Genomic DNA, 20,108 nt, shown 5'->3' on the forward strand with positions numbered 1-20,108 from the left:
TTATAATGAATAGCCCCGTGGCGTGATCATCAGTCCATTGCGGCAATAAGTGGCCTGATTGCCAACAATCACCAAACTGGTCATATCCACCGGTTCAAAATCCATTTTTCCTAATGTAGTTAGCCATTTTTCCTGTTTTTTGCGCCCTGCCGCCTTCACCACACCCACTGGCGTTGCGGCTTTCTTCCACGGCTGCATCAACTCGAACGCCCGTGCTAAATGCCCTTCGCGGCCACGGCTGCGCGGGTTATAGAAGCAGATAACAAAATCGGCTTGTGCCGCCGCGATAATGCGTTTTTCAATCACTTCCCACGGCGTCATCAAATCACTCAGGCTGATATGACAAAAGTCATGCATCAGCGGTGCGCCGAGCAATGAGGCCGCCGCGATACTGGCGGTGATACCGGCTACCAACCGCACTTCTAACGCCAACTGTTGCTGTGTGACCAGCTCCAACACCAAGCCCGCCATGCCGTAAATACCGGCATCGCCACTGCTGATAAGCGCCACGTTATGACCGGCCAGTGCCAGGTCAATCGCCGCCTGACAGCGCTCAATCTCTTTACACATGCCAGTTTTGATCACCTGTTTATCCAGGGTCATGGATTTGACCAGATGGGTATAGGTTTTGTAACCGACAATAATTTCTGCTTCGCGAATCGCGGCGATAGCGTCCTGCGTCATCATTGATTCACTGCCTGGCCCAATGCCAATTACGGTTAACATTAATGCGATACTCCCAGAGTGATGGTGACGCCCTGCTGACGCAGAGTATTGCCAACCAATTTACCGTCGCTCATCAGCCAGGCGACCGGTTGTGAAACGCTACCGACACCCACCGTTTGGCGGACAAAATCAGAAGCAGGGAAACGTTGTTCATGGCGGCTCAGTTCGCCGACGCTGAACAGTTCGAACGGGACTCGCCAGCATTGAGCCAATTGATGCAGCGCCGGTTCATCTTTTTTGATAGTGACGCTGCCAATCGCTCGTAATGCCATGATGTCAAAATGATTTTCGGCCATTTGCTGTTGCAGCAATTCAACCAGCGTTTGCAGAGAGGTGGCACGGCGGCAACCAATTCCCGCCACTACCCGGCGCGGCACCAGCTTATAAACTGGTAACGTCGCCAGTTGATCAGCAGGCAGTGGCAGAGTGTCGCGCAACGTGATACACACTAAGGCGTCTAATGGGGGGCGTTGCGCCAAACTAAGTTGATCCAAACTAAGTTGCTCCAAACAATCAACCGGCACGAATCCCCGCGTGTCGCAGCGCTCACGTTCCGCCAACAGCGGCGTGTCCCACCACAGCCCGACTTTCTGGTTACTGACCAACATTTGATTGACCACTTTGACCGCGTGGCGGAAATCTTGCATTTCGCCGTCCAGTTGGGTTGCCAGTGTGTCCAGCGCCGCCATCTCGTTAACATCCGTGGCGGTGGTTATCACCGGGTCAGCCCCCAAAATGCCAGCAAGATAACGGGTTAGGGTATTCGCCCCTCCCACATGCCCCGACAGCAAACTGATGACGTGTTGCCCGCGCTCATCAATCACCACCACCGCAGGGTCGGTCATTTTGTCGTTTACCAGCGGCGCGATAACCCGCACCGTTAGGCCAATAGCTCCGACGACCACCAGTGCTGAATACTGTTTAAATGCCTCACGGATCGTATTGCCAAAACTGCCGTTGAAGGGCAAAAAGCCCGATTCCAGTAACTTGTCACTGGTAAAACAGGTCAGTGGCAAGTGGGTTTGCAAGCGTCGCGCCAGCCGCACACCACCGGGTGTCAGGCAAAATACCGCGATTGATTCAGGCTTGACGATATTCATGGCTAAACCCCGCGTCATAGAGTTTGGAATAGTGGTATTCATCGCCGAGGAATGCCCCCACCAAAATCAGAGCCGTTTTATGAATGGCTGCCGCGCGAACCAACTCGGCGATATCCGCCAGTGTGCCGCGAACTGTACGGCTTTCAGCCCAAGTCGCTTTGTATACCACTGCCACTGGCGTATCCGCGGGATAACCACCGGCGATTAAGCGATCGGCCACTCTGTCCATTTCCTGTACCGACAAGAAAATAGCCATTGAAGTTTGATGGGCGGCGAAAGCTTCCAGTTGTTCCAGTGGCGGCATCGGTGTGCGCCCCTCGATACGGGTGATAATTAAGCTTTGCGCCACTTCAGGTACAGTGTATTCCACCCCCAGTTGTGCCGCGGCGCCCAAGAAAGCACTGACACCGGGTACTGACACAAAGCCGATGCCGTGTTCGCCCAAGACTTCGCCCTGTTCACGAATAGAACCATACAAAGAGAGATCACCGGTTTGCAACCGCACCACCAGCTTGCCCGCCCGCACACCCTCCACCATCAGCGTGATGATTTGTTCCAAATTTAATCCCGCGCTGTCGTGACATTCAGCCTCGGCGGAGCAATATTCCAACAGCTCAGTATTGATAAGTGATCCGGCATAGATAACCACCTGTGCCTGTTGCAGCAAGCGGTAGCCTTTTAGCGTGATCAGCTCTTTGTCACCCGGCCCGGCCCCCACAAACCAGACTTTTTGCGTATCCCATGTTGGTGTGACAGGTGGTGGTGTAATCGATACTGATACGGCATTAGGATGCTCAGACATTGCTCGCCTCCTTGTGGCAGGAAATAAGATAAGTAGGATTATTCGGTTTAAAATAGTGCCCGCGACCCAGAGGGGTCAGAGTGGAGAGTTGCAATTGCACACAATCCAGCTCGCTAACGACGCAGGTATGTAAATGGCTCAATGCTTCATTGAGGTTATTGAGCAAAATAAAGGTCAATACCAGGCGGCCACCGGGATTTAGCATCATCAATGACCAGTCGATAAGGTCAGTCAGATGACCGCCACTGCCACCAATAAAAATGGCATCGGCTTTATCGGATAAAGGTAAAGGAGCGACTCCGGCAATAATGTCTACCTTGCGACACCCTAGCCGCTGGCGGTTTTCATTAATTAACTCAAGTGCTACCGGATTCCGTTCAATCGCCGTCACCCGTAAATCAGGAAAACGCAAAGCTGCTTCCAATGCCACACTGCCAGTACCCGCCCCCACATCAATCAAGTGAGTCGCATCCGACAAACTCAGCCGTTCCAGTGCCAATACTCGCACCGCTTCTTTGGTCATCGGGACTTTTTGCCCACGCAGGAACAGCTCATCTTTCATTGAGGATCACCACCACATTCATGTCATAGCGGGCCGCCACTTGCTCTGCTGGCAGGCGATAAATTCGTTCGTTGGGTTGCGAGAGGTTTTCACCAATAATCAAGGTACGAGACAGACCACGTTGCTGTAGCGCATCAGCAATAGCTCTTGGGCCAATCATGCCGTCGGTCACCATCGCTACTTTGTCGTGCTGGAAGATCCAGTCAAAATCGGGTTCACGACCATGACTGCTGGTAAGAAAGAGGTCGTTCATATCCAGTGCAGCTTTGGCGCACAAATATTGAATCGCGCTAATGCCGGGAACGATATGCAACTCCTCAGCGCTGAAGTTTGCTGCCAGCAATTTGCCGATGCCATACAGCAAAGGATCTCCCGAGGCCAGTACCACAATGGCGCGATGCTTATTGCTATCCAGCCACTCCAATAGCCCTAATAGATCAGCATCTAACAAGCGCGACTCTTTACTCTCGCCGCTCAATGTCGCCAGATGGCGCTTACCGCCAACCAGAACTTCGGCGCGTTCGATAGCCCGCCGAGCTGCGGGTGTCAGATAATCAGTATCACCGGGGCCAATCCCCACCACCGTAATCATCGTAACGCCTCCACAATCTCATCCAGTGGCCGGTTGCTACCCAGCACCTGATTATCAAAAGAGAATAAAATGGCGTCGCACTGTGGTGGATTAACCGAGAAACGCATCATTTCAGCGATGCGCTCGCAGATACGCTCGCAGATACGCGAATAGACGCCCTGCCAACCCTGCTCGGCAATTAGCTCCATTGCCGCTTCCGTGGTATCACACTGATTAACTTCAAGTAATAGCGCATGGGGTGCCCCCATTAAGGCCAAATGCGCCACCAACGTCTCCATACGTCCATCAGCAATATGGCTGTGGGTATGGAAGATACCGGCGGCCACTTTGACCAATTTGCCCGGATGCCCCACTAACAGAACGCGACGGAACCCCAAGCGCACGGTTTCTTGCAGCATATAGCCGACAAAATTACTCATGGTGACCACCCGTTGGCTATCCAGCCCCAGGTGGTCGCGAACAAAACGCTCGCCGTGATTACCCGGCACCAAAATGACGCGATCAACACCTGCTGCCCGCTTCATTTCCAGCTCCAGCGCCAGTGAGCGTTTCCAGCTCTCTTCTGACATCGGCGTCACAATACCGGTAGTACCGATGATGGAAATCCCGCCCAGGATCCCCAGCCGCCCGTTGTAGGTTTTCTTCGCTCGCTCCTCGCCTTCCGGCGCAAAGATTTCGATTTCTGCGCCACGCAATGGGCCGATGACTTCACGCACTGCGGCTTCGATAGTTTGGCGCGGAGTGCGGTTAATGGCGCTGCTGCCGACCGGCAACCCAATTCCTTTGCGGGTAACAGTTCCCACTCCTTCGCCGCCTCGCAGAGTAATGTCGGTCTGTTCGGTGAGAGTCACGCGGGCAAAAATCAGCATGCCGTGGGTAGCATCAACATCATCGCCGCCATCTTTGCGGATTGCGGCGGTGGCTTGCTGACCTTCAATCAACGGCAGCTCAACATTCAGACACAAAGTGATGCCGGAAGGCGTCATAATAGAAATTTGATCAATCACTTGCTGACGCAACACCATCAGCGCCGCCACTTTGGCCGCCGCCGTGGCACAGGAACCGGTGGTATAGCCTTTACGGTATTGCTTGCCGTTGTGCCAAATGCTGTCTAATTGCTGGTTTTGCCGCGCAATATCATCATTTATAGGGCTATCACTGGCCAGACCGTCGCTCATAGCGCCCCCCGTAACTGATAGAGGATGGCGTTGATAATGGCTGCCGCCACGTTACTGCCCCCTTTGCGCCCCAGCGCGGCAATACACGGCAAACCACTTGCCACCAACGCATCTTTGGATTCCGCCGCACCAACAAACCCCACCGGCACGCCGATGACCGCCACCGGGGACGCTTGTCGTTCTAACAAACGGAATAACGCCGTCGGTGCATTGCCGAACACAAACAGTTTTTCGCCCGGCTCCGCCAACGCCACATCTACCGCGGCCATCGAGCGGGTAATCCCCTGTACCGGCGCACTCTCTACCACGCGCGGATCACTGATATAGCAGCGACACTCGCATCCCATCTGCTTTAACAGTGTTTTGTTAATGCCCGACATCGCCATCGTCGTGTCGGTATACAGCGTGCATCCTCGACGTAAACCCTCGGCAATGCGGGTCAGCACATCCGGCGAGAAATGCAGAATATCCAGCCAGTCAAAATCTGCTGTGGTGTGGATAACCCGCTTGACAACCGCTTCATGCAGCGCACTGGCAAACCGAGTCTCTGGCCGCTCAGCGGCGATAATATCGCCAATGATAACGAAGCTATTTTTCTCGATTTCCTGCGGGTTTTTTATATAGTTCATGGGGTTATCCTTATTAAATACCGACCAACAGCAGATGGGTCAGAGCGAACAATAACAGGGCCAATAGCGACGCCATCATCATCAAATGAATGCTGCGTGGAATATCACTCAGAGCGATTTCACGCCGCTCATCGCCAATCCACGGCTTCTCCACCCGCTCACCAAAGTAATCATTCGGGCCACCCAAGCGGATGCCCAGCGCTCCCGCCACCGTGGCTTCCGACCAGGCGCAGTTCGGGCTAGAGTGTTGATAACGGTCGCGCCAACCAATGCGCAACGCCTGACGGTAATCAGCCTGAATCAACCAGGCTGCGATGCTAAGTAACAGCCAACTGAGGCGTGCAGGGAGCCAATTGGCGGCATCATCCATACGGGCAGAGACATTGCCAATTGCGCGATATTTCGGCGTCTTATATCCCACCATCGAATCAAGGGTATTTACCGCTTTATAAGCCATTGCCAGCGGCGCGCCCCCCAGCATCAGGAAAAACAGCGGAGCAATCACGCCATCGACACTGTTCTCGGCCACGGTCTCGACCACCGCCCGGGTGATTTGTGGTTTCTCCAATTGCGAAGTATCACGCCCAACAATCCATGACAGCTTTTCACGACTTTGCGCGAGGGTTCCGTGTTGCAGCGCATCAAAAACCGCTAATGCCGCGTCACTCAGGCAGCGTCCGGCCAGTAAGGTGTAAATCATCCACACTTGTGCTAACCAGCCGAGCCACGGATTAATCGCTGTCATCAGCCATAAAAACCCCCAACTGACGAGCCAGGTGATCCCCACCACCAGTAACCACAGCACCGCACCACCCCATTTGAGTGCCCGCTCGCTATGACACACGCCGCGAATGGCTCTCTGCAACAGCGTGATCAGATTACCCATCCAGCGCACTGGATGCGGCCAACGTGGCGGGTCGCCGAGCCAGCTATCAAGCAAGAAAGCGACAAACCATGCGCTCAGGGTCATAGCACGCTCCGGGCAGCCGTCAGCCAGCTATCCAATAATCCGGGGCGCTGAGCAAAGTGAATATGCAGATAACTGGCCTGAGTCCGTTGCACTTGATAGCCACTGTGCCAGCGCTGAATAACTTCGCCATCGCGCCATTTACTGCTATCAAAAACGGGTGTCAGTGGGCTGGTAAAATCGGAGTAATGGAACTCATGACCGAGCAGAATTTCACCTTGTGCAGCCAATAAGGTGTCGCTGCGGGCCTGTGCCTGACAGTAACCAAAGCGAGTCAGGCGTTTTCCCATCCGGCTTTCTCCGGCCAAAACGCCCACCATCCGATGGCGCTGTCCGCTTTCATCCGTCAGAGCATCCCCCAAATACATCAAGCCGCCACATTCGGCATACATCGGGATTTGCTGCCGGTGGGCTTGCTGTAACGCCGTATGCATCGAGGTATTCTCTGCTAATGCGCGGCTGTGGATCTCCGGATACCCTCCGCCCAGATAAATCATCTGACAAGCCGGCAGATGGCGGTCATGCAGCGGGCTGAAACGCTGGATGCGCACGCCAGCTTGCTCCAGCAAATCAAGGTTATCGGGGTAGTAAAAATTAAAAGCTTCATCTTCGGCTAAGGCCAATGTCAGCCCGTCGGCCAAAGCTTGAGAAGGCAATGCGGGTGGGGTTCCAACAGGGCGTTGGGTGCTTGAAGTCAGGGTCAACAAGCGGTCCAGATCGATAAAGGCTTCAACCTGCTGGGCCAATTGTTGCCAGCGTGGCGAGTTATCAGGCTGTTTGGATCGTACACCGCCTCGCTCTTGTGCCGGGATCAGCCCCAAATGGCGTGATGGCAAGGCAACATCGTCCATGACCGGCAAACGGCCCAAAACCGGAATGCCGCAATAATGTTCGATAGCATGGCGAATAAGTTGATAGTGATTTTCTGAATTGACGCGGTTAACAATCACCCCGGCAATCGTCAGCTTGGGGTCAAATTGGCTAAAGCCCAGCACGGTTGCGGCAACCGATGTCGAAACCGCTTTACCATCCACCAGCAAGATAACCGGGCAGCCTAATTGCTTGGCCATCGCTGCACTGCTGCAATAATCGGGGTCAGTACCGTAGCCGTCATACAACCCCATGACACCTTCAATCACCGCGACATCGGCATGGCGCATATGCTGGTTATACAACCCATTAAGGGTGGCGGGCGGCAACATAAAAGCATCAAGATTACGTGACGTCACACCACTGACGGCGGTATGCCAGCCAGTATCCAGATAGTCCGGCCCAACTTTGAACGGCTGCACCGACAATCCGCGCGCCATCAGCGCCCGCAAAATACCCAGCGTCACAGTGGTTTTACCACAGCCGCTGCCGGTTCCTGCGATGATAAATGCTTGTTTACCTGAGCATTGCAATAAAAAAAATCCCGCCATTTCAAGCGGGATATGCAGTGTCAAAAAGGTGCATTTGCGCAACGTCACCGCTGCGCGCATCTGATGACAACCCGCTTCCCACCGAAGGAGTTGAAACTCTTTACTGATTTGGCTGGTCTTCTGGCTTAGCGTCACTCTCCCCCGCTACCTTCCCAATCCTATGGATCAGTGGTCTCAGCGGGTTCGTCAGCATCACAGCAGCGGGGGCTGCGGGGGATTTACACCCCCTTCCCAATCGTGTTATCCACGACATACCTGTTTCAGTATTTAAGTACAGTAGATTCTGTTATTTAATTTCTTATTTCGTTATTTAATTTATCTCTTTATTTACACTGTTATAACAGAGCATTTATTAATGAGTAGTCTGGTCGACTTTCTTGAAATTAATATACGCTTTTCTGTTCATAAAAAATGGTTAATTTCATTTTTTGCGAGTGATTTTTTTGTATCGCCACAACAAATAATTGTCACAAAAATAGACAATAACCACTTAATAACAACAAGTTAAATGAAAAATACCGTTTAAAAAAATAGCAAAAAATTGTCATTATTTATTTTGTATTTTTAATATCATACTGGATATTTAAATAGACAAACTTGAATGAACAGCATGACCAATTGATATTAGAACAGTAACTGTCATTCCATTTCTCTGCGTTCAGAAGAAAGTGAGCGAAATACCTGCGGCGTCACGTTGTAGGTCTGACGGAACACTTTGCAGAAATAGCTGGTCTGGGAAAAACCCAGATTCTTGGCAATGCTGGCAATGCTCCAATCGCTGTGCTGTAACATCTCTCGGGCATTGGCCATCCGCTGCTGATTGACCCAGGCATTAAATCCGATGCCCTGATATTTTTTAAACAATTTGCTGAAATAGTACGGGCTGAGATACACCTTGGCCGCCACTTCTTCCAGCCGTAGTTCTTCCGATAAATGCGTATCAATATAACGCAGTGCTTTCTTCATTTTACTGTCATGGGGGTGAACTGGCCGTATTCTGCCCGGTTCTTTGCTGCCCATGTTGTCGTTGATCACCACAAAATTGAGATGTTTTTTGAGGCAATTCTCAACAATCAACTTCAATAAATCTGCCGATGCAATCACCCGTGAAAAATCCATAACCGGCACATTGTGGAACTCATCCATCAGTGCCGGATTCTGCTGCCAGTGATTATCGACATTAAGTATATCAATCAGATAAACATCTGAGTGCAACCGCACCTGGCCGCATAACACAAAACCCACTAAATGACCGGCAATGACCAGTGGAATAGAGAAATCAGTTAACCCAGCGTGGCAGCGATAAATACAAGGCTCATTGGACTTTGACGCTTCAAGACCCCCGCAACGATCACTCATTCGGCAACGGAGATGGTTCACCGGGTCCTTGCGCATCAACTGACAAAATGGCGTAAAGTTAAAAAGATCAGAAATCTCTTCGCCGTGAATATTCACTACCACCACGGCCAGCCCTGTGGCCTGAGCAAAATCCTGCGCGATTTTATTTATGAGCTCTGAGTTTAGAGAACTGGCAGAAATCATGATAAAACCTCTCAGTTAATTTTAATTTATTGTTATTAAGTTTCGTTTGTTGCTATAAATCATCCCTGTAATAAACCATGTGTTACTAATTTGTTATATTTACATTCCTATCAGCAAGTGGAAAACCTATTTCCCTGTGAAGGTTTAGCCTCTGGCAAAATGAAGGAAAATAACAATCCACCTTACCAGAGTCATAATCAACAGGGGACTATAATCAGTCAATTAACCAGAATAGATCACGAAATTTCCTCATCTCGTTTCATAGATTCAAGATGAGGAAACTTACGTTGATTTATAAACTGGCTTTTTCATCCTCTAATTTGCAGGTATTGCAAGGCAGGTTTTTGCCAATGAAGAAGCGATAAACCGCCGCACCGAGGCAAGCACCAATAATAGGGGCGACAATCGGGATAATGAAATAAGGGATATCACGCCCGCCAGTCATTGAGATTTTTCCCCAGCCGGCAAAGAAGGTGAATAATTTAGGGCCAAAATCACGTGCCGGGTTCATGGCAAAACCGGTTAATGGCCCAGTCGAAGCCCCTATCACCGCCACCAGAATACCAATCAATAGCGGCCCTAATGCACCACGCGGTACGCCATTACCATCATCCGTCAACGCCATAATCAGCCCCATCAGAATGGAGGTAATAATGATTTCAACAAATGCAGCTTGCCATACACTGATAGCTGGTGAAGGGAAGGTACTGAAAATACTGGCCAGTTGCAGACTTTCCAAACTGCCACGTACCATCTGATGGGCAGTTTCAAAATCAGTAAATAAGTTGTGATACAACATATAAGACAGCGCTGCACCACCAAAAGCACCGGCAATCTGTGCAATGCTGTAGGGAATGACTTTGCGCGCGGGGAAACAGGCAAACAGCCATAAAGCAATGGTAATCGCGGGATTGAGGTGAGCACCGGAAATACCCGCGGTCAGATAAACCGCCAGTGAAATCCCCAGCCCCCACACAATACAGATTTCCCACAAACCAAAACTGGCACCGGCCACTTTCATCGCCGCCAGGCAACTAATACCAAAAAACAAAAACAGCCCGGTGCCAAGAAATTCTGCCACACACTGAGCTTTGAGCGAGTCGTTCATAGGGTTACCCTGCTTGAAGTTATTATGATGAATAAACTGTTATTTCGGTATTGCACGGCCCTTGACCTGATCACTATAAAGAGACGGAAAATGAAAGTGTTGTCGTGATTAGTCATTAATTAAACAAAAAATAGAGTTCCTATAGCAAATTATTGCTATTACCTGCCCCATAACCCCCTCAAAACCCTGTAAATAAGCAACTTATTGTCTAATTAAATAATGTGACTTTCTTGTCATTTATTCTTTCCGTTATTGTTAGCAAGCTCGCAATTTCTATTTTAATGTGAGCCAGCTTCCATCTTTATATCTGCGTGCGTGAGTATCAAAGAAAATAGAGATTGTCACTGACTTAATTGTAATTATGAATATGCAAAAACCAATTATTATCACCCACCCATTAATAAATAAATTTACAAAACAATCAGTTAAATGAACTCATGACAATAATTTGTTATTTCGTCACTAACCATTCCCGCCAGTAAATTCAATACAGCCATTCTTTTTCATTGCTTGTTTGTATATTCAATCTCAGCACGAACCTGACAACGTTATTACTGAATATAACAACATTATTTTTGAACATGCTATTTGTCGAGGTACTTATGCAACAAGAAGCACTAGGAATGGTGGAAACCAAAGGGCTGGTCGCGGCCATCGAGGCTGCGGACACCATGGTGAAATCGGCCAATGTGACGTTGGTAGGCTATGAAAAAATTGGCTCCGGTCTGGTCACTGTCATCGTACGTGGTGATGTGGGCGCAGTTAAAGCAGCCACTGATGCCGGTGCAAGTGCGGCTGCGAAAGTGGGTGAAGTGAAATCAACCCATGTGATCCCACGGCCACATACCGATGTTGAGGCCTTTCTTCCCAAGGGAAACTTGCCAAAGGGAAATAGCTAATGAAAAGCAATGACCTGGTCGACCAAATCATGGCGCAGGTGATAGCAAAAGTCAGCGAACACGCTCCGGCGTCTTCTAAACAACCATCCTATAAACAACGAGATACGGCTATGGCTGAGAAAACTTGCAGTTTAACGGAATTTGTTGGAACCGCGATCGGTGACACGGTCGGACTGGTGATCGCCAACGTCGACAGCGCCCTGTTGGACGCAATGAAGCTGGAAAAACGCTATCGCTCCATTGGTATTTTGGGCGCTCGCACCGGTGCTGGCCCGCACATTATGGCCGCCGATGAAGCAGTAAAAGCCACCAATACCGAAGTGGTCAGCATTGAATTACCACGCGATACCAAAGGCGGTGCCGGTCATGGCTCGCTCATTATTTTCGGTGGTGATGATGTTTCCGACGTGAAACGTGCAGTTGAAGTGGCGCTGAAAGAGTTAGACCGCACATTTGGTGATGTTTACGCCAATGAAGCGGGTCATATCGAATTGCAATACAGCGCGCGTGCCAGCCATGCACTGGAAAAAGCATTCGGTGCACCGCTGGGCCGTTCTTGCGGTGTGATAGTCGGTGCACCGGCGTCGATTGGTGTTTTGATGGCGGATACCGCCGTGAAATCCGCCAACGTTGACGTGGTGGCTTACAGCTCCCCCGCACATGGCACCAGCTTCAGTAACGAAGTGATTCTGGTTATCTCCGGTGATTCTGGCGCAGTTCGTCAGGCAGTAATTTCTGCCCGTGAGATTGGCAAAACGGTATTAGCGACCTTGGGTTCTGAACCGAAAAACGACCGCCCTTCTTATATCTGACGCCACAGTGAGGCTGTTTCATGAAATCGAAAAGATTTGAAGCGTTGGCGAAACGCCCGGTTAATCAGGACGGCTTTGTCAAAGAGTGGATCGAGGAAGGCTTTATTGCCATGGAAAGCCCGAATGATCCAAAACCTTCCATCAAGATTGTTAACGGTGTGGTGACCGAACTCGACGGTAAGCCACAAAGCAGTTTCGACCTGATAGACCACTTTATCGCCCGCTACGGTATCAATCTGGCGCATGCGGAAGAAGTGATGAAGATGGACTCCATCAAGTTGGCCAATATGTTGTGTGATCCAAATGTGTCGCGCCGCACCATTGTTCCGCTGACGACCGCCATGACACCGGCCAAAATCGTCGAGGTGGTTTCTCATATGAACGTGGTGGAAATGATGATGTCGATGCAGAAAATGCGCGCTCGTCGGACACCATCACAACAAGCTCATGTCACCAACGTGAAAGATAACCCGGTGCAAATTGCCGCCGATGCGGCGGAAGGCGCATTCCGTGGTTTCGATGAGCAAGAAACTACCGTGGCGGTGGCCCGTTATGCACCATTCAACGCCATTGCACTGTTGGTCGGTTCGCAAGTGGGCCGCCCAGGGGTGCTGACGCAATGTTCTCTGGAAGAAGCCACTGAACTGAAACTGGGGATGCTGGGCCACACCTGTTATGCCGAAACCATCTCGGTTTATGGCACTGAACCGGTGTTTACCGACGGTGATGACACGCCGTGGTCAAAAGGTTTTCTCGCTTCGTCTTATGCATCACGCGGTTTGAAAATGCGCTTCACCTCCGGTTCTGGCTCCGAAGTGCAAATGGGCTATGCCGAAGGCAAATCCATGCTGTATCTCGAAGCGCGCTGTATTTATATCACCAAAGCCGCCGGGGTTCAGGGGCTGCAAAACGGCTCCGTCAGTTGTGTCGGTGTGCCGTCTGCGGTGCCATCGGGTATCCGGGCCATTTTGGCCGAAAACCTGATTTGCTCAGCGCTGGATTTGGAATGTGCCTCCAGTAACGACCAAACCTTTACCCACTCGGATATGCGCCGTACCGCTCGCCTGCTGATGCAGTTCCTGCCGGGTACTGACTTTATCTCCTCTGGTTTCTCTGCGGTGCCGAACTACGACAACATGTTCGCCGGCTCCAACGAAGATGCCGAAGACTTTGACGATTACAACGTGTTGCAGCGTGACCTGAAAGTCGATGGCGGCCTGCGTCCGGTGCTGGAAGCTGACGTGGTGGCAATTCGCAATAAAGCTGCGCGCGCTCTGCAAGCGGTATTCGCCGGGATGGGTTTACCGCCAATTACCGACGAAGAAGTGATTGCGGCGACCTACGCCCACGGCTCGAAAGATATGCCGGAACGCAACATCGTTGAAGACATCAAGTTCGCTCAGGAAATTATCAGCAAAAACCGCACCGGTCTGGAAGTGGTGAAAGCCTTGGCGCAAGGCGGCTTTGAAGATGTGGCGCAGGACATGCTCAACATCCAGAAAGCCAAAATCGCCGGCGACTACCTGCATACCTCGGCGATCATCAAAGGTAATAACCAGGTGCTGTCAGCGGTGAATGACGTCAATGACTACGCGGGGCCAGCTACCGGTTACCGGCTGGAAGGTGCACGTTGGGAAGAAATTAAAAATATTCCAAACGCGCTTGATCCGAATGAGCTTGGCTAAGGGGTTCACGAGATGGTGGATATTAACGAAAAACTGTTACGCCAAATTATTGAAGGCGTATTGCAGGAAATGCAGGGAGACAACAATACCGTCTCCTTTAAGCAAGATACCCAACCCGCAGCGGCTGCGGCCACTGTTGCTGAAGGGAATTTCCTCACCGAAGTGGGTGAAGCCCGCCCCGGTACCCATCAGGATGAAGTGATTATTGCTGTCGGCCCGGCATTTGGCTTGTCGCAAACAGCCAATATCGTTGGCATTCCGCACAAAAATATTTTGCGCGAACTGATTGCTGGTATCGAAGAGGAAGGGATAAAAGCGCGGGTTATCCGCTGCTTTAAATCCTCCGACGTGGCTTTTGTTGCCGTCGAGGGCAACCGCCTGAGTGGCTCTGGGATTTCTATCGGTATCCAGTCAAAAGGAACCACGGTGATTCATCAGCAAGGTTTGCCGCCGCTCTCGAATTTAGAGCTATTCCCGCAAGCCCCATTGCTGACGCTGGAAACCTATCGTTTGATTGGTAAAAACGCCGCTCGCTACGCCAAACGGGAATCACCACAACCGGTTCCGACCCTGAATGACCAAATGGCACGGCCAAAATATCAGGCCAAATCAGCGATTCTGCACATTAAAGAAACCAAATATGTGGTGACCGGCAAGAATCCTCAGGAACTCCGGGTGGCGCTTTAACAAAGGAAAACACAATGAATTCCGAAGCTATTGAATCCATGGTTCGCGATGTGCTGAGCAAGATGAACAGCTTGCAAGGCCAAACGCCAACTGCCGCTTGTGCTCCAGCGGCCAGCTCGCGCAATGATGCCAAAGTCTCTGATTATCCATTGGCGAATAAACACCCTGACTGGGTGAAAACCGCCACCAATAAAACACTGGATGATCTGACGCTGGCGAACGTTTTAAACGGCACTGTCACCTCACAAGATTTACGTATTACGCCAGAAATCCTGCGTATTCAGGCATCCATTGCCAAAGACGCTGGCCGCCCGCTGCTGGCAATGAACTTCGAACGCGCAGCTGAACTGACCGCCGTGCCGGATGACAAGGTACTGGATATCTATAACGCCTTGCGCCCATTCCGCTCGAGTAAAGAAGAGCTGAATGCCATTGCTGATGATCTGGAACAGACCTACAAAGCGACCATTTGTGCCGCCTTCGTGCGCGAAGCCGCCGTTTTGTATGTCCAGCGCAAAAAGCTAAAAGGCGACGATTAATCAATTTCTCAGAGGGTTATAACAATGTGCCCATGGCAGAGAGAACAGGCAGATCGTAAAGACGCCGTAAACCCTTCCTTGGGGGCTAGAGCCGCGCCGTCCTGGCGCGGACGCTTTACTCTTCTGCCTATCCTCTCTGCTCCAGATCGAGGCCTCGGGATATGTCAGCAGTATGGATTAATCAATTAGCCAATTGTTATACCCAATAGATTTCGTGTTGCAGGTAGGCGGCAAAAGAGAGAATCCCCGGGAGCTGACTCAAGTCAGTGACTGGGGTGAGTGAATGCAGCCAACACCGCTGCAACTTGAAAGATGAAGGGTATAGAGGAACGGGATATGCGGTATATCGTCGGGGTAGACATCGGCAACTCATCAACGGAAGTGGCATTGGCACAATGTGCGGCTGATGGTCAGTTGCACTTTGTTACCAGTACCCTAACCGAAACCACGGGTATCAAAGGGACGCAGCGCAACATTTTTGGCATCACTAAGGCGCTGAACATGTTGGTGGAAAAGGCCGGTATCGCACTCAGTGATATCAATCTTATCCGCATCAACGAGGCGACCCCGGTCATTGGTGATGTGGCGATGGAAACCATAACTGAAACCATTATCACTGAATCCACCATGATCGGCCACAACCCTAAAACTCCCGGCGGGCTGGGGTTAGGCGTTGGGCTGACCATCACGATTGATGAGTTAGTCACGCGAGATCCTAACCAGCCTTACATTCTGGTGGTGCCCTCTGCGGTTGATTTTGCCGATGTGGCGGCCGTGGTCAATGCTGCTAACGGCGCTGGATACCGCATTACCGCGATTATCCTGCAACGGGATGATGGTGTACTGGTCAGCAACCGCCTCACACACCCCCTGCCCATCGTGGATGAGGTGCTGCATATTGACCGTATCCCAATGGGGATGTTGGCGGCGGTTGAAGTCGCTATGCCGGGTCAGGTGATTGAAACCCTCTCTAACCCTTATGGCATTGCCACGGTGTTCGGATTGAGTGCGGAAGAAACCAAAAACATCGTTCCGGTGGCGCGGGCTTTGATTGGCACACGCTCCGCAGTGGTGGTGAAAACCCCGGAGGGCGATGTTAAAGCCCGCGCCATTCCGGCTGGGCATCTGGAGCTATTGGCTAATGGCCGCACAGTACGGGTGGATGTCGCAACCGGTGCTGAAGCTATCATGACCGCCGTCAACAGCTTCCGACATCTGGATAATGTCAGTGGTGAAGCGGGCACTAATATCGGCGGCATGCTCGAACACGTCCGCCAAACTATGGCGGAACTGACCAACAAACCGACCAATGAGATCTTCATTCAGGATCTGCTGGCAGTTGACACTGCGGTACCGGTCAACGTCATTGGTGGTCTGGCGGGTGAATTCTCGCTCGAACAGGCGGTGGGTATTGCCTCTATGGTGAAATCTGACCGCTTACAAATGGCACATATCGCCAGTGAAATCGAAAAGACACTGAATATTGATGTACAGGTCGGGGGGGCGGAAGCCGAAGCGGCGATACTCGGCGCGCTAACCACACCAGGGACGCGACGGCCACTCGCCATCCTCGATTTAGGGGCCGGATCTACCGATGCCTCAATCATCAATGCGCAAGGTCAAATCGTTGCCACCCATCTGGCGGGTGCTGGCGATATGGTCACGATGATAATCGCCTCTGAGCTGGATCTCCAAGACCGCTATTTGGCCGAAGACATCAAAAAATATCCCTTGGCAAAAGTGGAGAGTCTGTTCCACCTGCGCCACGAAGACGGCAGCGTTCAGTTCTTCCCACAACCGCTGCCGCCAGAGGTCTTTGCCCGACTGGTGGTGGTCAAGCCGGAAGGATTGGTGCCACTGCCGGGGGATTACGCGCTGGAAAAAGTGCGCAATATCCGCCGCTCCGCCAAAGAACGGGTGTTTGTTACCAATGCGCTTCGTGCCCTGCGTCAGGTCAGCCCGACCGGCAATATCCGCGATATCCCTTTCGTGGTGCTGGTTGGCGGCTCGTCGCTGGACTTCGAAATCCCGCAATTGGTCACCGATGCCCTTTCTCACTACAAGCTGGTGGCCGGTCGCGGCAACATTCGCGCCAGCGAAGGCCCGCGTAATGCGGTTGCCACCGGATTGATTCTGTCCTGGCAACGGGAGAATCACGCATGAACTTTACCCAAGATGCACCCGCAATTGTTATCAGCCTGACCTCGCCAACACCCGAGGCGGTCTGGCACCAAGTGTTACTAGGGATTGAGGAAGAAGGCATTCCCTGGCAGTGGCAGCAAGACGATGACACGGACGCCATTCTCCGCGCCTGGCAGGCGGCGACCCGCTCACCACTATTGGTAGGGCTGGCGTGTTCTGCCGACGAAGTTATCGTGCATTTTCGTCATTTACCCCCCGCCAGCCCGCTGTTCCGGCAGCCACTGGCACAAGACGAAGCCCCATTACGGCGACTGGGCAACAACGCTGCCCGATTAGTCAAAGGTTTACCGTTTAAGTAATCACACTCAAATTACAAGGAATTCATATCTATGAACAACGCACTGGGACTCATCGAAACCAAAGGGCTGGTCGCGGCCATCGAAGCGGCTGATGCCATGGTCAAATCTGCCAACGTACAACTGGTGGGATACGAAAAAATCGGCTCCGGCTTGGTGACGGTCATGGTTCGCGGCGATGTTGGCGCAGTTAAAGCGGCGGTTGATGCCGGTTCTGCGGCGGCCAGCGCAGTGGGTGAAGTGAAATCTTGCCATGTGATCCCACGCCCACACAGCGATGTAGAAGCCATTTTACCGACCTCTGCCTAAGGGTAAGAAGAGGAGCACCGCGTGAAAACGTCACTGGGTTTACTTGAAGTTAGCGGTCTGGCGCTGGCGATTGGTGCAGCGGATGTCATGGCAAAAGCGGCATCCGTCACCCTGATTGGCATAGAAAAAACCAACGGCTCCGGCTGGATGTTAATCCGTCTGACCGGTGATGTGGCTTCCGTTCAGGCGGCAATCAGTACCGGAGCCGCCTTTGCCCAACTGCATCAAGGGCTGGTCTCAAGTGCGGTGCTGGCCCGTCCGGCAGATCCCCTAATGGCGTATTGGCAAGCGCCACACATTGAGCCAGCCGCCACTGAAGCCACCGCTTTGAGCGAACCTGCACAACAGGTTGTCGCCGAAGTGGTTATGGCAGAAAGCCCCACCATCGACGAGTGCGATGAAGCACAAGCCCCACGACCTGCCGATACCGCCACCGACGATGAACCAGAAATTGCCTTGGGTGTGGCAATAATGGACTTGGATGTCGCAATAAAAAGTGCAGAAAATGAGGCCCCGCCAGCTCTGCGTGTGAGCTGCAATCTCTGCCTCGACCCGGCTTGCCGACGCCATAAAGGTGAGCCTCGTTTTCGCTGTATTCACTTGGGTAAACGAGGAAAAGTCTGATGGAAAAAGCGTTACTGGAACCCGTTGTCAGTAAGATCCTCGACGAAATGCGTCTTCGTCCGATCCCACTTGGGGTTTCCAATCGGCACCTGCACCTCTCGGTGCAGGATTACCAACAATTGTTTCCCGGTCAGCCGCTGATTGAGAAAAAAGCCCTGCTCCAGCCCGGCCAGTTCGCCGCTGCTCAGACGGTGACCTTGGTCGGGCCAAAAGGCAGCTTGAAGAATGTCCGTATTCTGGGGCCACTGCGCAGCTACAGTCAGGTTGAGATCTCTCGTACCGACGCCCGCACACTGGGTATCAATGCCCCTCTGCGTATGTCGGGCAATCTGGACAACACGCCGGCTATCCGGCTGGTCAGCCCCTATGGTGAGCTGGAATTACCGCATGGTGTGATTGTGGCATTGCGCCATATCCATATGTCACCGCTGGATGCTCTTATCTATCGGGTCAAACACGGTGACCGGGTGCAGGTGGCAATTCAAGGTAGTGGCCGCCGGTTGATTTTGGACGATGTTGCTATCCGTGTGTCACCCCAAATGAAACTGGAAATGCACATTGATACCGATGAGGCCAATGCGGCTGGCGCTGACGACCCCGCCGCGTTCGCCACGTTATTAGGCCCGTCACGGACAATGCAGCCATGAATCTGACTCAGGCGCAAACCGAACAACTGGTCAGCCAGATTGTCACGCGGTTGGCTGAGCGCGAACGCCGGGTTCACGCCCTGTTATTGCCTCAGCTACGCGCCGGGCTGGATACATCGGTATTCCTGCACCATGCCACGCTGCATTTAATGTTGCCGGATTTGGCGTTTATCCATCAGCTGGCGCAGTTCGATACCCACTGTCCTGCGGTGGTGGCCTTGAACGAGGCCTGGTCGTGGGGCATGAAAGTGCATATCAGCCTGCACCGTCAACTGCTACCCGCCCTGCCCATAACGGCACTGCGCCCGTTGCCGTTAACGTTCAGTGACAACCAAGGTCTGGCGGTACGGCTACATGCAGGCAAGGTATTGAGTTATCGCGATATTGCCACACTTGACCCCGGCTGGTTGCTGATTGCCAGCGCCACATTGGTTACACCGCTGGCGCAGGAAACACTGTCAGCCCGTCACATTCAACTGTTAAGGCAGGAGTAAATCATGCAACTGGCCCGAGTGGTAGGTTCGGTGGTTTCAACACAAAAGTCGCCGACGCTGATCGGTAAGAAACTACTGTTGGTGCGCCGTGTCGCCGGTGATGGCTCGCTGCCTCCGGACAGCAACACGCCGGATGAAGTGGCGGTCGACTCTGTTGGCGCAGGTCAAGGTGAACTGGTGCTGCTGTCTGGGGGTTCCAGTGCCCGGCGCGTTTTTGCCGAACCGAATGATGCCATCGACCTGGCGATTGTCGCCATCGTCGATGAATGCTCTTACTGATTAAGCGG

The 20,108-nt window shown here is 52.1% G+C and carries 23 protein-coding genes and 1 riboswitch; of the genes, 12 read left to right on the forward strand and 11 right to left on the reverse strand.

Going from position 1 to position 20,108, the window contains the following annotated elements; translation table 11 throughout:
- From YALDO0001_RS01395 to pduF, 11 genes are all read right to left on the reverse strand, one after another.
- On the reverse strand, positions 1-726 hold the full coding sequence (locus tag YALDO0001_RS01395) for a precorrin-3B C(17)-methyltransferase (protein WP_042839234.1): 726 nt from the start codon (positions 724-726) through the stop codon (positions 1-3).
- Positions 726-1,826, reverse strand: coding sequence for a cobalt-precorrin 5A hydrolase (cbiG, locus tag YALDO0001_RS01400; RefSeq protein WP_042839235.1), 1,101 nt, complete (start codon positions 1,824-1,826; stop codon positions 726-728). Before cbiG ends, YALDO0001_RS01395 begins: the two co-directional genes overlap by 1 nt.
- Positions 1,807-2,628 carry a cobalt-precorrin-4 methyltransferase gene (locus YALDO0001_RS01405; RefSeq protein ID WP_042839236.1) on the reverse strand — a complete coding sequence of 274 codons (822 nt, stop codon included), beginning with the start codon at positions 2,626-2,628 and terminating at the stop codon, positions 1,807-1,809. The genes cbiG and YALDO0001_RS01405 overlap by 20 nt, the downstream gene beginning before the upstream one ends.
- Positions 2,621-3,190 carry a decarboxylating cobalt-precorrin-6B (C(15))-methyltransferase gene (locus YALDO0001_RS01410; RefSeq protein ID WP_042839238.1) on the reverse strand — a complete coding sequence of 190 codons (570 nt, stop codon included), beginning with the start codon at positions 3,188-3,190 and terminating at the stop codon, positions 2,621-2,623. The genes YALDO0001_RS01405 and YALDO0001_RS01410 overlap by 8 nt, the downstream gene beginning before the upstream one ends.
- Positions 3,180-3,782: a cobalt-precorrin-7 (C(5))-methyltransferase gene (locus YALDO0001_RS01415; protein WP_042839240.1), complete on the reverse strand. Its 603-nt coding sequence runs from the start codon at positions 3,780-3,782 to the stop codon at positions 3,180-3,182. Before YALDO0001_RS01415 ends, YALDO0001_RS01410 begins: the two co-directional genes overlap by 11 nt.
- Positions 3,779-4,960 (reverse strand): cobalt-precorrin-5B (C(1))-methyltransferase CbiD, encoded by a 1,182-nt coding sequence (gene cbiD, locus YALDO0001_RS01420; protein ID WP_042839241.1) that lies wholly within the window; start codon positions 4,958-4,960, stop codon positions 3,779-3,781. The genes YALDO0001_RS01415 and cbiD overlap by 4 nt, the downstream gene beginning before the upstream one ends.
- On the reverse strand, positions 4,957-5,589 hold the full coding sequence (locus YALDO0001_RS01425) for a cobalt-precorrin-8 methylmutase (protein WP_004699349.1): 633 nt from the start codon (positions 5,587-5,589) through the stop codon (positions 4,957-4,959). The genes cbiD and YALDO0001_RS01425 overlap by 4 nt, the downstream gene beginning before the upstream one ends.
- 13 nt (positions 5,590-5,602) lie before the next feature.
- Positions 5,603-6,559: an adenosylcobinamide-phosphate synthase CbiB gene (gene cbiB, locus YALDO0001_RS01430; protein ID WP_042839242.1), complete on the reverse strand. Its 957-nt coding sequence runs from the start codon at positions 6,557-6,559 to the stop codon at positions 5,603-5,605.
- A complete protein-coding gene (locus YALDO0001_RS01435; protein ID WP_042839280.1) occupies positions 6,556-7,959 on the reverse strand; it encodes a cobyrinic acid a,c-diamide synthase CobB in 1,404 nt (467 codons plus the stop codon). Before YALDO0001_RS01435 ends, cbiB begins: the two co-directional genes overlap by 4 nt.
- A gap of 111 nt (positions 7,960-8,070) precedes the next feature.
- Positions 8,071-8,251: riboswitch (cobalamin riboswitch) on the reverse strand.
- Positions 8,252-8,616: 365 nt separating this feature from the next.
- On the reverse strand, positions 8,617-9,519 hold the full coding sequence (gene pocR, locus YALDO0001_RS01440; RefSeq protein ID WP_004699352.1) for a transcriptional regulator PocR: 903 nt from the start codon (positions 9,517-9,519) through the stop codon (positions 8,617-8,619).
- 292 nt (positions 9,520-9,811) lie between these two features.
- Positions 9,812-10,627, reverse strand: coding sequence for a propanediol diffusion facilitator PduF (gene pduF, locus YALDO0001_RS01445; protein ID WP_004699353.1), 816 nt, complete (start codon positions 10,625-10,627; stop codon positions 9,812-9,814).
- A 602-nt stretch (positions 10,628-11,229) separates the two neighbouring features.
- Between pduF and pduA the strand changes: the two genes are divergently transcribed.
- The 12 genes from pduA to YALDO0001_RS01505 all read left to right on the forward strand — a co-directional run bounded on the left by pduA (position 11,230) and on the right by YALDO0001_RS01505 (position 20,100).
- Positions 11,230-11,526, forward strand: coding sequence for a propanediol utilization microcompartment protein PduA (pduA, locus tag YALDO0001_RS01450; protein ID WP_042839243.1), 297 nt, complete (start codon positions 11,230-11,232; stop codon positions 11,524-11,526).
- Entirely contained in the window at positions 11,526-12,338 is an 813-nt protein-coding gene (gene pduB, locus YALDO0001_RS01455; RefSeq protein ID WP_004699354.1) for a propanediol utilization microcompartment protein PduB, read from the forward strand. The genes pduA and pduB overlap by 1 nt, the downstream gene beginning before the upstream one ends.
- A 20-nt stretch (positions 12,339-12,358) precedes the next feature.
- On the forward strand, positions 12,359-14,023 hold the full coding sequence (gene pduC / locus YALDO0001_RS01460; RefSeq protein WP_004699355.1) for a propanediol dehydratase large subunit PduC: 1,665 nt from the start codon (positions 12,359-12,361) through the stop codon (positions 14,021-14,023).
- 15 nt (positions 14,024-14,038) lie between these two features.
- Positions 14,039-14,710, forward strand: a complete 672-nt coding sequence (locus YALDO0001_RS01465) for a propanediol/glycerol family dehydratase medium subunit (RefSeq protein ID WP_169310396.1) — start codon at positions 14,039-14,041, stop codon at positions 14,708-14,710.
- Between the two features lie 14 nt (positions 14,711-14,724).
- A complete protein-coding gene (pduE, locus tag YALDO0001_RS01470; RefSeq protein ID WP_042839244.1) occupies positions 14,725-15,249 on the forward strand; it encodes a propanediol dehydratase small subunit PduE in 525 nt (174 codons plus the stop codon).
- A gap of 336 nt (positions 15,250-15,585) precedes the next feature.
- Positions 15,586-17,412 (forward strand): diol dehydratase reactivase subunit alpha, encoded by a 1,827-nt coding sequence (locus YALDO0001_RS01475; protein ID WP_004699358.1) that lies wholly within the window; start codon positions 15,586-15,588, stop codon positions 17,410-17,412.
- Positions 17,409-17,750: a glycerol dehydratase reactivase beta/small subunit family protein gene (locus YALDO0001_RS01480; protein ID WP_042839245.1), complete on the forward strand. Its 342-nt coding sequence runs from the start codon at positions 17,409-17,411 to the stop codon at positions 17,748-17,750. Before YALDO0001_RS01475 ends, YALDO0001_RS01480 begins: the two co-directional genes overlap by 4 nt.
- A 30-nt stretch (positions 17,751-17,780) precedes the next feature.
- A complete protein-coding gene (gene pduJ, locus YALDO0001_RS01485; protein ID WP_004388818.1) occupies positions 17,781-18,056 on the forward strand; it encodes a propanediol utilization microcompartment protein PduJ in 276 nt (91 codons plus the stop codon).
- Between the two features lie 21 nt (positions 18,057-18,077).
- Complete coding sequence (locus YALDO0001_RS01490; RefSeq protein WP_042839246.1) at positions 18,078-18,680, forward strand: BMC domain-containing protein; 603 nt, start codon at positions 18,078-18,080, stop codon at positions 18,678-18,680.
- On the forward strand, positions 18,680-19,327 hold the full coding sequence (locus tag YALDO0001_RS01495) for a phosphate propanoyltransferase (protein ID WP_004699360.1): 648 nt from the start codon (positions 18,680-18,682) through the stop codon (positions 19,325-19,327). The genes YALDO0001_RS01490 and YALDO0001_RS01495 overlap by 1 nt, the downstream gene beginning before the upstream one ends.
- Positions 19,324-19,821 (forward strand): microcompartment protein PduM, encoded by a 498-nt coding sequence (gene pduM / locus YALDO0001_RS01500; RefSeq protein ID WP_042839247.1) that lies wholly within the window; start codon positions 19,324-19,326, stop codon positions 19,819-19,821. The genes YALDO0001_RS01495 and pduM overlap by 4 nt, the downstream gene beginning before the upstream one ends.
- A 3-nt stretch (positions 19,822-19,824) precedes the next feature.
- Complete coding sequence (locus YALDO0001_RS01505) at positions 19,825-20,100, forward strand: EutN/CcmL family microcompartment protein (protein WP_004699362.1); 276 nt, start codon at positions 19,825-19,827, stop codon at positions 20,098-20,100.
- Positions 20,101-20,108 lie beyond the last annotated feature (8 nt).

It is taken from the genome of Yersinia aldovae ATCC 35236 (genome assembly GCF_000173735.1).
GTDB lineage: Bacteria > Pseudomonadota > Gammaproteobacteria > Enterobacterales > Enterobacteriaceae > Yersinia > Yersinia aldovae.